Here is a 12,910-nt window from a genome sequence, read left to right as displayed (position 1 = left end):
CTTACTTTCCGCGGCGAAGCATCAGGCGAAGGGTGGCGTCGACCGCCCCGTCGGACAGGTCGTTGGGAAGGGGTTGCGATCCGTGGATCATCGACAGGCGGTCGCGCAGAAACCCGCCTTCGGCGAGGAAGCGCGGCACCAGCGGGCAGCCCGGACGGTTGTACCAGCCGCCTTCGGTCCTGGTCATGTCCGCAGGCCAGTCCTGCAGCGGGCGCGGCGTCGGTCGGGTCAGAGACCTGGTTTTGTTGATCATTCCGCGGCCCCCTTGGCGCTGGCGCCGGCGGATGAGCGCCGGGCGTTGTGGGATCGGTCGTGGTCGGTCGTGGTCGGGTCGGACCCGGCGTCGGCGCCGTGTAGCTTCGGCAAGCCGTCGTCCAGCATCGCCAGAACGGCGTCGGCCAGGGCGCTGGCGGCGTCGGCGGTGCCCCAGCCATGGGCGGCCCGAGCCGCGGCGGACAATGGCTGCGGGTCGGCCAACAGGGCGGACAGCCGTTCGGCCAGTGCGCCCGCGGTGAAGGCGGGCTGCGGCACCAGCCAGGCGGCGCCGACCTCGGCAAGATGGCGGGCGTTGGCGGTCTGGTGGTCGTCGGTGGCGTGCGGGTAGGGCACCAGGATCGCCGGGCGTCCGACGCAGGTCAGCTCGGCGATGGTGGAAGCGCCGGCGCGGGTGACGGCGAGGTGGCAGGCGGCCAGCCGTTCCGGCACGTCGCGGAAGAAGGTCTGCAGCTCCAGCCGGGCGAGGCCCAGCGGCTCCAGCGCATCGCGGGCGGCTTCCAGGTCTTCGGGCCGGCATTGCTGCGCCAGATGGATGCGGGCGCGGAGGTTCTCCGGCAGCAGGGCCAGCGCGGCGGGGATCACCTCGGAAAAGACGCGGGCGCCCTGGCTGCCGCCCATCACCAGCAGGCGGACGGGACCGCCGGGCTGCGGCGCCTCGTAGGGGGAGAGGCGGCGGGCGGCGACGGCGGGACGGACCGGGTTGCCGGTGCGGACGATCTTGGCGCGCTGCGCCTCGCCCAGCTTCTCGATGCCGGGGAAGGCGACGGCGATGCGGCGGGCGCCCGCGATCAGCATCCGGTTGGCGCGGCCGAGGACGGCGTTCTGCTCGTGCAGCAGGGCCGGCAGCTTGGATTGGATGGCGGCATAGACGGTTGGAACGGACGGGTAGCCGCCGAAGCCGACCACCGCGGCGGGCTCGAGCTGCCGCATCAGCGCGCGCGCTTCCAGCAACCCCAGCCCCATCTGCAGGGCGGCCTTCAGCTTGCCGGCGATTCCGGCGCCGGGGGAGGCGGCGCGGATGCGATGGACCGGCACTTCCGGCAGGTTGTCGCCAAAGGCATGGCCGCGCTTGTCGGTCACCAGCGTCACGGCGCGGCCGCGGGCCAGCAGCTCGCGCGCCAGCGCCTCGGCCGGGAACATATGCCCGCCGGTGCCGCCCGCGGCCAGCACGATCGCCTTGTGCGCGATGGGGTCCAAATCCGTCGCTCTCCTCATTCCGCAGGGCCGAAGCGTTTGCGTGTCAAAGCCAGAACCATGCCCATGCCGAACCCGAGTGCCAGCAGCGAGGAGCCGCCATAGGAAATGAACGGCAGGGTCATGCCCTTCGTCGGCATAAGATGCAAGGACGATCCCATGTTGATCGCCGCCTGAAGCCCGAACTGGATCAGAAGACCGGCGGTCGCCAGCAAAACGAAATAATTGTTGTCGTTGAAGACACGAGCGAACCCACGCAGCACAACGAATGCGAACAAAACCACCAGCCCAAGGCAGAAGATCAACCCGAGCTCCTCCCCGGCTACGGCGAAGATGAAGTCGGCATGGCTGTCGGGAAGATAGAACTTCACCGTGCCCTGGCCGGGGCCGGTGCCCATCAGACCGCCGTTGGCGAAAGCCTCCAGCGACCGGTTGACCTGATAATTGTCACCTGCATGGGGGTCGAGGAAGCGGTCGATGCGGCTGGTGACGTGCGGCAGCGTATAGTAGGCGCCGATCAGCCCGACCACGCCCAGCCCGCCGAGACCCATCACCAGCACCAGGTTCAGCCCGGCCAGGAAGAATTGGGTGAACCACACGGCTGAGACGACGAAGGTCATGCCCAGGTCGGGCTGCAGGATCAGTCCGGCCACGGTGATGCCGTAGAGCACGATCGACACCAGCGCGCCGGGGAAGCCGGGGTTGGTGCGCGACAGCGAGAACAGCCATGCCGCCACCACCGCGAAGGCGGGCTTGACGAACTCCGACGGCTGGATCGACAGGCCGGGGATGTGGATCCAGCGCCGAGCCCCCTTGATCTCCATGCCCACCACCAGGGTGGCGAAGACAAGCAGGACGGAGGACAGGAAGACGCCCAGCGCCACCCGCCGAACCCCGCGCGGACTGAGCAGCGAGACGCCGACCATGATGATGATCGCCGGGATCAGCATCATCAGGTGGCGTTCGACGAAATAGAAGGTGTCCTGGATGCCGATGCGCTCGGCGACCGGCGGGCTTGCCGCGGTGATCAGGACCGTGCCGAGGAACATCAGCAGGGCGATGGCGCCCAACTGCCAGCGGTCGACGGTCCACCACCAGCGGCCGAAGATCGATTGGTCGGTACGGTCGAAGGTGATCATTCAGCGCCCCCGCTCGTCGCGGCGCGCGCGCCGAGTATGTCCGCGACATAGGCTGCGAACGCCTCGCCGCGCTGCTCGAAATTGGCAAACTGATCCCACGATGCGCAAGCTGGGGACAACAGCACGCAAGAGCCCTCCAGCCGTTCCGCCAGAGCCAGACCGGCCGCCTTCGCGGTTGCGATATCCAGCGTTCCGCACCGTGTATAAGCAACGGCTTGCGCGTCAAGCCATGCGGCGAATTGTTCCTGTGCCTCGCCGATCAGGAAAGCGTGGCGGACACGGCCCATATATCCCTCCAGCCCGTTCAGCCCGGTGTCCTTGGCCTGTCCGCCGAGGATCCAGTAGATCGGATCGAAGGTCGCCAGAGCCTTCTCCGTCGCGTCGGCGTTGGTCGCCTTGCTGTCGTTGACGAAGCGCACGCCGTCCGCCTCGCCGACCAGCTGCTGCCGGTGGGCGAGGCCGGGGAAGGTCGTCATCGCCGCGGCGATGGCCGGCACCGGCAGGCCGGCGGCCTTGCAGGCGGCGAAGGCGGCGGCGGCGTTCTGCCGGTTGTGGGTGCCCAGCAGGGTGGGCAGGGTGGAGAGGTCCACCACGCGGGCGGCCTCGCCGTCGGTGTCGTCGATCAGCCAGCCGTCGGCGGCATAGACGCCGCCAGCAATCGGCCCCAGGGCGGAGACCGGCCAGATGCGCTGGTCGCCGGCCGCCACGAGGTCGGCGTGGATCTTCCGGCAATGCTCGTCGTCCACGCCGATCACCGCGGTGCGCGGCCAGGTCTGACGGTGGAAAACCAGTTTCTTGGCGGCGATGTAGCCGTCCATCCCGCCATGGCGGGCGAGGTGGTCGGGCGTGATGTTCAGCAGGACGGCGATGTCGAAGGTGATGGAGTGGGTCAGTTCCAGCTGATAGCTCGACATCTCCAGGACGCAAGTGTTGCCGGCCCCGATCGGATCGAAGGTCAGCACCGGCGTGCCAAGATTGCCGCCGACCACGGCCCTGCGCCCGGCGGCGGCCATGATGTGGCCGATGAGGGTGGTGGTGGTCGATTTCCCGTTGGTGCCGGTGATGCCGATGAAGGCGCAGTCGCGTTCCGCCCGGCCCAGCAGTTCGATGTCGCAGACCAGTTCGATCCCCATGGCCTTGGCACGCTCGGCGACCGGGTGCGGCTTGGGGAAGCTGTGGGGGATGCCGGGCGACCAGACGATGGTGGTCAGGTCCGACAGGTCGGCGGTGGCGAGATCGACCACGGCGAAGCCCTCGGCCTCGGCGGCGGCGCGCGAGGCGGGGTTGTCGTCCCACACCCGCACCTCCGCCCCGCTGTCGCGCAGCGCGCGGGCGGTGGCGAGGCCGGACTTGCCCAGCCCCATCACCGCGACGGGCAGCTCCTGCATATAGAACAGGTCGATCATCGCCGTGGCCTCCCTCAGCGCAGCTTCAGGGTGGACAGGCCGACCAGCGCCAGGATTGAGGCGATGATCCAGAAGCGGATCACCACCGTCGGTTCGGCCCAGCCCTTCTTCTCGAAATGATGGTGCAGCGGCGCCATGCGGAACACCCGCTTGCCGGTCAGCTTGAAGGAGGCCACCTGCACGATCACCGACACGGTTTCCAGCACGAACAGGCCGCCGATGATGGCCAGCACGATCTCGTGCTTGGTCACCACGCTGACGGCGCCGAGCGCACCGCCCAGCGACAGCGACCCGGTGTCGCCCATGAAGACCATGGCCGGCGGGGCATTGTACCAGAGGAAGCCCAACCCGGCGCCGACCAGGGCGCCGCAGAACACCGCGAGTTCGCCGGAGCCCGGCACATGATGGATTTGCAGGTAGTTGGCGAAGATGGCGTTGCCCGACAGGTAGGAGATCAGGCCGAAACAGCCGGCTGCGATCATCGTCGGCACGATGGCCAACCCGTCCAGCCCGTCGGTCAGGTTCACCGAGTTCGAGGCGCCGACCATGATGAAGGCGCCGAAGGGCACGAAGAACCAGGACAGCTGGATCAGGAAATCCTTCACGAAGGGTACGGCGACGCCGCCTGACAGCGGTGGGGCCGACACCCACATGATGAGTGCCGATGCCACCAGCCCGATGGCGATCTCCCATCCCAGGCGGAAGCGGCCGGACAGTCCCTTGGTGTTGCGCTTGGTCAGCTTCAGGTAATCGTCGCCGAATCCGATCAGGCCGTAGCCGATGGTCACCAGCAGGACGATCCAGATATAGGCGTTGGTCAGGTCGGCCCACAGCAGGGTGCTGACCGTCATGGCGATCAGGATCATCAGGCCGCCCATGGTGGGCGTGCCCTTCTTCTTGAAATGGCTCTCCGGCCCGTCGGCGCGGATGGGCTGTCCTTCGCCCTGCTTGCGCTTCAGCCAGGCGATCAGGCGCGGAAAGAACACGAAGCTGATGACCAGCGACGTGATCACGGCGCCGCCGGTGCGGAAGGTCAGGTAGCGGAACAGGTTGAACGGCGTGAAGACGTCGGCCAGTCCGAAGAGGAGGTTGTAGAGCATTTGGGTCCGTCAGCCTCGCGGGCCTTGCGCGGCCGCCTGCGGCTGGTTGGTGGGTTGGGAGGCGGCTTTGTCCTCGCTTTCGCGTCCGCTGTCGAGTGCTGCGAGCGCATCGACGACCAGACCTGTACGACTGCCCAATGACCCCTTGACCATGATAACGTCGCCGCCTTTTACGGCCGCGGTCACGATGGGTGCCAACTCCACGCTGGTTTCGGCCCAGGCGCCGCGCATGGTTTCCGGCAACCGGTCGAACAGCGCCTTCATGTGCGGGCCGCAGGCGAAGACGGTATCGACCTGCGCGGCGCGCAAAGGATCGGCCAATGCGATGTGCAGCGTATCGGCACGCTCGCCAAGCTCGCGCATGTCGCCCAACACGGCGATGCGGCGTCCACCGGCGCCGGGATCGATCTTGCCCAGCACCTCCAGGGTCGCGGCCACGGCGGCGGGGCTGGCATTGTAGCTCTCGTCGATCAGGGTGAAGGCGCCCTGGGGCAGCTTGATGCGCTTGCGGGTGCCGCGGCCCTTGACCGGCTGCAGGCTGGACAGGGAGCGCGCCGCCGCGGCGACGTCGCCGCCCAGCGCCTTCACCCCCAGAAGCACCGCGAGGCTGTTCATCACCCAGTGCCGGCCGGGCTGCGACAGGCAATATTGCAGCCGCTCGCCGCGGATGACCGCGGTCACCGCGCTGCAGGTGGCGTGCAGCGAGCAGTCGATCAGGCGGGCGTCCGCCTCCTCATGCGCGCCGAAGCTCCAGATATTGGTCAGACCGTGGCGGCCTGCGGCGGCGGCCAGCCGGGCATACTGCTCGTTGTCGCGGTTCAGCACGGCAACGCCGTCGGCATCCAGCCCTTCGAAGATCTCGGCCTTGGCATCCGCGATGGCCTCGACACCGGAGAAGAACTCCAGATGCGCCGCTTCCACCGTGGTGATGATGGCGACATGCGGTTTGACCTGCCGCGACAGCGGACCGATCTCCCCGGCATGGTTCATCCCCAGTTCGAACACACCGAAGGTGCTGGATGCCGGCAGGCGGGCGAGCGACAGCGGCACGCCCCAATGGTTGTTCAGGCTGCCTTCGGTGGCATAGGTGGGCCCTTGGGCCGACAGGACATGGCGCAGCGTTTCCTTTGTGCCGGTCTTGCCGACGGATCCGGTGACGCCGACGACCCGCGCGCCGCAGCGGGCACGCCCGGCGGCACCCAGCGCCGCCATCGCCTCCAGCGTATCGACCGGCGTGATCAGAAGCGGCGCGGCTTCAATCGAATTGGCCGGCAACCCGTCCGGGAGATGGTCGACCAGCGCCGCGGCGGCCCCGGCGGCCAGCGCGGCGGCGACGAAGGCATGGCCGTCGAAATTCGGTCCGCGGATGGCGACGAACAGGTCGCCGGGCGCAACCTTGCGGCTGTCGATGGTCACGCCGGTGGCGGTCCAGGCGGATGAGCCGGCCAGACGCCCGCCGGTGGCGGCTGCCGCTTCCGCCGCAGTCCAGAGGATCGCCTTATCCGTCTCGTCGCTCATGCTCCAACCTCCGCTACGGCTTTCCGGGCCTCGTCCGCATCGTCGAACGGACGCACCTCGGTGCCGATCGTCTGTCCCTGCTCGTGCCCCTTGCCGGCGATGACCAGGACGTCGCCGGGCTGAAGCTGCCGCACCGCGGTGCGGATCGCCTCGGCCCGGTCGCCGATCTCCTCCAGCCTGCCGGCCAGCTCCCCGGCGGCACCGGCCAGCACCTGACCCCGCACGAAGGCGGGATCCTCGGTCCGCGGGTTGTCGTCGGTGACGATGGCGCGGTCGGCCAGCCTGGCCGCCAGCGCCCCCATCAGCGGCCGCTTGCTGCGGTCACGGTCGCCGCCGCAGCCGAACACCGTCACCAGATGGCGCGAGGCATGCGACCGCAGCGCCAGAAGCACCGTTTCCAGCGCGTCGGGCGTGTGGGCGAAATCGACGTAGACCGTCGCCCCGTTGGGGTGGGTCGCGACATGCTGCAGCCGGCCCGGCACGCCTTCCAGCAGGGGAAGGGTGGCGAGCGCCCGCTCGGCGTCGCCGCCGGATCCGATGACCAGACCCAGTGCGCAGAGCACGTTCCAGGCCTGGAAGCGACCCGCCAGCGGCAGGTCCACCGTCACGTCGCGGCCGAACACCGACAGGGAGAGGCGTTGGCCATGGGCCCGCGGTTCAACCCCGATCACCCGAAGCTCGGTTCCGTCGAGACCATAGGACAGGATCCGGTGGCCACGTTCGTTACAAATTGCGGCAAAAAAACGGAAGTCGTCACTGTCCGCATTCAGAACGGCCGTGCATCCTGAGGGTAGTATACGCTGGAACAGCATCGCCTTCGCGTCGCGATAGGCGTCCATCGTGACATGATAGTCCAGATGGTCCAGCGTCAGGTTGGTGAAGCCGGCTGCCCGGATCGCCACACCGTCCAACCGGAACTGGTCCAGCCCATGGCTCGACGCCTCCATCGCCAGATGATCGATCCCGGCATCCTTGGTGGCGGCGAGGTCGCGATGAAGCGACACCGGATCGGGCGTCGTCATTCCGCCATACCCGTGCAGGCCGGGGCCGAGCAGACCCAGGGTGCCGAGGCTGCCGGCTGGCAGCCCCATGCGGGTCCAGATCTGGGCGGCGAACTGGACGGTGGAGGTCTTGCCGTTGGTGCCCGTCACCGCCACAACCGTCTCTGGCTGGCGCCCGCCATGGAAGGCGGCGGCCATGCGCGCGAAGGCGAGGCGGGGCTGGGGATCGGTCAGCAGGATGGCGGTCGAGCCGGCGGGCAGCTCCGTGCCCTCGGGGGCCAGCACCGCAACGGCACCCTTGTCGAGCGCGTTGGCGATGAAGGCGCGACCGTCGGCCTTGACGCCGGGCAGGGCGGCAAAGACGAAGCCGGGCCTGACCGCACGGCTGTCGGCGGTCAGCCCGGCGATGTCGGGGTCGGCCGCGCCGGAAGCGGCGTCAGCGTGGCTTGGTCTGAGTTGGGAAAGACGCAACGGTGCTTCCCTTCGATGGGGGTGGTGCGGAAACCGGTGGCAGGGATTGCTGCCAATTTGTGGAGCCGGCGGCGTTCAGGAAGGTGGAGTTCAGGATCTCGGGCGAACTCTCGTCCACCGTCGGCACGTTCAGCAACGGGCCGATCTGCTTGATGATGCGGCCGGCGGCCGGAGCGGCGACCCAGCCGCCGGTGGCGTAGCCGTAAGTCTTGGCCGTGGCCTTCGGCTCGTCGACCAGCACATAGACGACATAGCGCGGGTCATGCATGGGGAAGGCGCCCAGGAACGACGACATGCGCGAGTTCTTCTGGTAATGCCGTCCCTTCTGCTTGTCGGCGGTTCCGGTCTTGCCGCCGACGACATAGCCCTTTACATCGGCTGACTTGCCGGTTCCTTCGGTGACGACGAAGCGGAACATGCGCCGCATCAAATCGGAGGTCTGTCGCGACACGACCTGTTCAGTCGGAATTTCGGCGTCCGAATTGCGCTTCAACAGGGTCGGCTTGTGGAAGAGGCCGCCATTGATGACGGATGCGGCGGCGGCAACCGTGTGCATCGGACTGACCGAAATGCCGTGGCCGAAGGAGATGGTGTAGCTGTTGACCTCGCGCCATGGGTTGGGCACCAGCGGCCAGCCGCTTTCCGGCAACTCCAGACCGGTGGGCTTGGTGAAGCCCATCCTGGTCATGAAAGCCTTCTGTGCCGCGATGCCCACCTGCTGCACCATGCGCACGGAGCCGAGGTTGGAGGAGTGCTGGAACACTTCCGCCACGGTCAGGGCGCGATGCAGGCTGTGGTAGTCGTTGATGGTGAATCGGCCGACCTTGACCGGATTCTTGGCGTCGAACAGGTCGGACGGACGGATCCTACCGGTGTCGAACGCCAATGCAGAATTGAATATCTTGAAAGTTGAACCCATTTCGTACACGCCGAGCGTCGCCCGGTTGAACAGCGTGTCGGGGTTGAGGCCGGTCGGATCTTGCGGGTCGAAGTCGGGCAGCGAGACCATCGCCAGCACTTCGCCTGTGCGCACGTCGAAGACGATGCCGGCGGCGCCGATGGCGCTGAACTCCTGAACCGTCGCGGCCAGTTCCTTCTTCAGGACATGCTGCAGCCGCAGGTCGAGGGACAGCTGCAGGGGCGTGCCGGGATCTTCGGTCAGGCGCTTGTTGAAGCCCTGCTCCATGCCGGCGAGGCCGTTGTTGTCGATGCCGGTGAAGCCGACCACATGCGAGGTCAGCGGGCCGGCCGGATAGAAGCGCCGCTCCTCCCGCTCGAAGGCGATGCCGGGAATGCCGAGCCGGTGGACGGCGGCCTGCTGCTTCGGCGTCAGGTTGCGCTTCAGCCAGACGAACCGTCGGTCGCCGCTGAGCTTGCCAACCAAATCCTTGTAGTCCAGTTCCGGCAGGACGCTGACCAGCTTCTGCGCGGCCTCTTCCGGGCGCGAGACCAGCTTGGGATCGGCGAAAAGCGACTGGGTGACCAGCGAAGTCGCCAGCAGATTGCCGTTGCGGTCGACGATGTCGGCCCGGTTGGTGGTGGTGTTGTCCACCTCCAGCGCCACATGCTGGCGCGGCTCGCCGCCGCCGGCGAACAGCGTCGCCATCGCCAGCTTGACGCTGATCGCGGTGAAGACCGTCGTGACCACGGCAGCCGTCACCAGCAGGCGGTAGCGGCTCTGCTCCAGTGCGACCGCCAGGGACGTCCGCGGCTTGGCGGAGGGCTGCTGGGGCTGCTGCTGGTAGGGCGAGGGCGCAGGCGGCGGGACATAGGTGCTGCCCGGGCTGCCGGGCACGCCGCCACCTGATCCGCCGCCGGGCTGGCCGTAACCGGCCGGGCCGCCGTGGTCGTAACCGTTCATCGATTGACCCCCAGCCGGGCGACGAGCAGGCCCAGGCTGTCGGTCGGCTTGGGCTGGTAGGGCTGCTGCTGGGCCGCCGCCGCGGCCTTGGGAGCCGCTGCCGCGGCGGGCGGAATCGGCCGGGTCGCCACCTCGGTCGCCCGATTGGGCGCGGTCGGGGCGTTCGGAGCGAGTTTGCCGGCGGCGCGGTCGGGCGCCGCCTTCTCAGGAGTCTTCTCCACCGGCGCGCGGGCCGCACCCGGCACCAGGGCGGAGGGCTTGACGCGGGGAGCCGGGTCGGCAAGGCCGCCGCCCGACGGCAGCGAGGCGGGTACGACGACCGCCGCGCGTTCAAGCGCCTTGTCCATCGGCAGCGGCTTCGCAGCCGCCGGCACGCTGACCGGAATGATTCCGGCGGCACTGTTGTTGGGAACGGCGGGCGCGCGGGCGGAAGCGACCTGGGAGGTTCCGGCGCCGGGTGCGCGCACCATCGGCGGCAGCGGAGCGGCACCGGGCTGGCCGGGCAGGGCAGGGGCGGGCGGCGGAACGGCGTCGGCCGGACGCATGGGAATCCGGTCCATCGCCAGATACTGGCGCGGCTCCGTCGGCTGCAGCGCCAGATAGGACTGGGCCATCTGTTCCAGCTTGGTCGGATCGTTCAGGTAGCTCCACTCGGCCTTCAGGACCTGGATGGACTCCTGCTCATGGATGATCTTGCGGTTCAGCCCGGCGAGCTTCTCCTCCAGATCCTGGACGTCGTAGCTGGTCTGGAACAGCACGCCACCGGCGGCCGCGATCAGGCCGCCCCAGAACAGCCAGGTCTTGCCTTTCATGCTGCCTCCTTGCCGGGCGCCGCGAATGCGGGCGCCTCGGTACGCTCTGCCGCGCGCAACCGGGCGGACCGGGCGCGGGGATTGTTACGGGCTTCGGCCTCGCTCGGGTCCACGGGTTTCCGGGAGAGCAGGCGGAAGGATGGGTGATGCGCCGCGACCGCGGTCACGGGCGTGTGGCGGGACGGGGAGGAGGGCGGCGAGGAGCGTTCCCGCAGGAATGCCTTGACCTCGCGGTCCTCCAGCGAATGGAAGGAGACGACGGCGAGACGCCCGCCGGGCGCCAGCAGCGACTCGGCGGCGGACAGGCCGCGCCGCAGTTCGCCCAGCTCGTCGTTCACATGGATGCGCAGGGCCTGGAAGCTGCGGGTGGCCGGGTCGATCCCATCGCCCTTCCCCTTCGGCACCACGGAGCGGATGATGTCGGCAAGCCGCGCCGTGCGCTCGATCGGCGCCTCGCGGCGGGCGGCGACGATGGCGCGGGCGACGCGGCGCGCCATCCGTTCCTCGCCCAGGTGATAGAAGATGTCGGCCAGCTCCGCCTCGTCGGCGCCGTTGACCACGTCGGCGGCCGTCGGCCCATCCCGTCCCATCCGCATGTCGAGCGGGCCGTCGAAGCGGAAGGAGAATCCGCGTTCGGGCTCGTCGATCTGGGGGGAGGAGACGCCGACGTCGAGCGCCACGCCGTCGACCGTCCCGACGCCATGGTCGGCCAGCAGCCGGTCCATATCGCCGAACCGGCCCTCGATCACCTCCAGCCGTCCGGGGAACTCCAGGGCCAGTGCGCGGCCGCGCTCGATCGCGGCGGGATCGCGGTCGATGCCGATCACGCGGCAGGAGGCGGACCGCAGAAGGGCGCGGCTGTAGCCGCCGGCGCCGAAGGTGCCGTCGACATAGAGGCCGCCGTCGCGCGGGGCCAATGCCGCGATCACCTCGTCCAGCAGGACGGGAATGTGGATGGGGGTGTTTCCGGTCATCAGGCGCCCTCCCCGCTTCGGTTGGCGGCGCCGCGGGAGGCCTTGGCGACGATCTGGCTGAGGGAGATGTCCTTGCGCACGACCTGCTCACGGAGCGCGGCCTCGTGGGCCTTCAGCGCGTCGGGTTCCCAGATCTGGAAGGTCTTGCGGCGGCCGATGAAGGCGGCCTCCTCGGTGATGCCGGCGAATTCCGCCAGCTCCTTGGGCAGGACGATGCGGCCTTCGGCGTCGGAAGAGACGGGGATCAGCTTTCCGAAGATGAAGGTCTCGATCATGTCGCGCTCGTCGGCATCGAGGTCAGGGGATTCGAGGCTTTCGGAGAGGACGTCGAGATAGTCCTGGTCGGCGCCTTCCAGCGCCTGGTGGTTCAGCGATGGCCAGAGATAGACGGTGCTGGGTGCCGACGTCTTGGCAAGCGACTGCCTGAACTGCGCCGGGATCGACACACGCCCTTTCCTGTCAACCTTGTTGACGTATGTGGACAGGAAAACGGCCATAGGCCCGGCGATCCCCCCTGCTATCCCCCGTGCGCGGTCGGGTGCTCCGCGCTAGCCCCGCTTGGCCCATTCAGCTCCCGCCCCCGGTGTTAACCAGAATGGGTAAGAGCCCCCCTTAAATGGGCATTCTTGGGATAGCATGGGACGGCATGGGCGTCAACGCTCCCCCGAGTATTCAGACGGGGGTGTCAAGACTTTCGAGTCATGCTGTGACATTGGAGCAAGTTGGTGTACGAAATTTCTGAATCATCGCAGTATTATGCTGGACTCGAGCAATGTGGATAAAGTTATCCACACACGTTCCTCGAACGTTCCAAAATTTTAAGAAAATGTCTCCGATCCATAGTTTCGCGTTCCCTCGAATCGACCCCCTCCGACGGCATAGGACCTTGGGTGGGAAAGGCCGGTCGGGCATGGGACGGCATGGGAAATCACCCCACAGTTATCCACCGGCTGTGGATTAGTCTGGGGAAAATGTGGATGGGCCCGTGCACATCCTGGGGATGGCCGCGAGAAAGCCCGGCGAACCGAGGGATGCGGGGGATGACGGATGACGCCCACCCTGTGTCAGGCCTGTGGATGAGGTTGGAAAGCGCCCATGCCGTCCCATGCGGGATCAACCGACCGGGCGGGCGACCGGGCGGTGCGGGGGCAAAAGGGT

The 12,910-nt window shown here is 68.1% G+C and carries 11 protein-coding genes; all 11 read right to left on the bottom strand.

Features of this window, described 5'->3' with window-relative positions:
- Position 1: 1 nt before the first annotated feature.
- Positions 2-187 (bottom strand): hypothetical protein, encoded by a 186-nt coding sequence (locus A6A40_RS08315; RefSeq protein WP_236783611.1) that lies wholly within the window; start codon positions 185-187, stop codon positions 2-4.
- 62 nt (positions 188-249) lie between these two features.
- On the bottom strand, positions 250-1,491 hold the full coding sequence (gene murG / locus A6A40_RS08310) for an undecaprenyldiphospho-muramoylpentapeptide beta-N-acetylglucosaminyltransferase (protein WP_063634987.1): 1,242 nt from the start codon (positions 1,489-1,491) through the stop codon (positions 250-252).
- Entirely contained in the window at positions 1,488-2,609 is a 1,122-nt protein-coding gene (locus A6A40_RS08305; RefSeq protein WP_063634986.1) for an FtsW/RodA/SpoVE family cell cycle protein, read from the bottom strand. Before A6A40_RS08305 ends, murG begins: the two co-directional genes overlap by 4 nt.
- Positions 2,606-4,015, bottom strand: coding sequence for a UDP-N-acetylmuramoyl-L-alanine--D-glutamate ligase (murD, locus tag A6A40_RS08300; RefSeq protein WP_063634985.1), 1,410 nt, complete (start codon positions 4,013-4,015; stop codon positions 2,606-2,608). The genes A6A40_RS08305 and murD overlap by 4 nt, the downstream gene beginning before the upstream one ends.
- A gap of 14 nt (positions 4,016-4,029) precedes the next feature.
- Positions 4,030-5,115: a phospho-N-acetylmuramoyl-pentapeptide-transferase gene (mraY, locus tag A6A40_RS08295; protein ID WP_063634984.1), complete on the bottom strand. Its 1,086-nt coding sequence runs from the start codon at positions 5,113-5,115 to the stop codon at positions 4,030-4,032.
- 9 nt (positions 5,116-5,124) lie between these two features.
- Positions 5,125-6,633, bottom strand: a complete 1,509-nt coding sequence (locus tag A6A40_RS08290; RefSeq protein WP_063634983.1) for a UDP-N-acetylmuramoylalanyl-D-glutamyl-2,6-diaminopimelate--D-alanyl-D-alanine ligase — start codon at positions 6,631-6,633, stop codon at positions 5,125-5,127.
- Positions 6,630-8,105, bottom strand: a complete 1,476-nt coding sequence (locus A6A40_RS08285) for a UDP-N-acetylmuramoyl-L-alanyl-D-glutamate--2,6-diaminopimelate ligase (RefSeq protein WP_063634982.1) — start codon at positions 8,103-8,105, stop codon at positions 6,630-6,632. The genes A6A40_RS08290 and A6A40_RS08285 overlap by 4 nt, the downstream gene beginning before the upstream one ends.
- Positions 8,071-9,966, bottom strand: a complete 1,896-nt coding sequence (locus tag A6A40_RS08280; RefSeq protein WP_063634981.1) for a peptidoglycan D,D-transpeptidase FtsI family protein — start codon at positions 9,964-9,966, stop codon at positions 8,071-8,073. Before A6A40_RS08280 ends, A6A40_RS08285 begins: the two co-directional genes overlap by 35 nt.
- Positions 9,963-10,778: a cell division protein FtsL gene (gene ftsL, locus A6A40_RS08275; protein ID WP_063634980.1), complete on the bottom strand. Its 816-nt coding sequence runs from the start codon at positions 10,776-10,778 to the stop codon at positions 9,963-9,965. The genes A6A40_RS08280 and ftsL overlap by 4 nt, the downstream gene beginning before the upstream one ends.
- The gene (gene rsmH / locus A6A40_RS08270; RefSeq protein WP_063634979.1) at positions 10,775-11,752 is read right to left on the bottom strand and encodes a 16S rRNA (cytosine(1402)-N(4))-methyltransferase RsmH; all 978 of its coding nucleotides are present in this window, start codon (positions 11,750-11,752) and stop codon (positions 10,775-10,777) included. The genes ftsL and rsmH overlap by 4 nt, the downstream gene beginning before the upstream one ends.
- Positions 11,752-12,249: a division/cell wall cluster transcriptional repressor MraZ gene (locus A6A40_RS08265; RefSeq protein ID WP_063634978.1), complete on the bottom strand. Its 498-nt coding sequence runs from the start codon at positions 12,247-12,249 to the stop codon at positions 11,752-11,754. Before A6A40_RS08265 ends, rsmH begins: the two co-directional genes overlap by 1 nt.
- Positions 12,250-12,910 lie beyond the last annotated feature (661 nt).

The sequence above is a fragment of the Azospirillum humicireducens genome (assembly GCF_001639105.2).
Lineage (GTDB): Bacteria > Pseudomonadota > Alphaproteobacteria > Azospirillales > Azospirillaceae > Azospirillum > Azospirillum humicireducens.
Note: the sequence above shows the minus strand (reverse complement) of the source record. Positions and strands in the feature narration are given on the sequence as shown.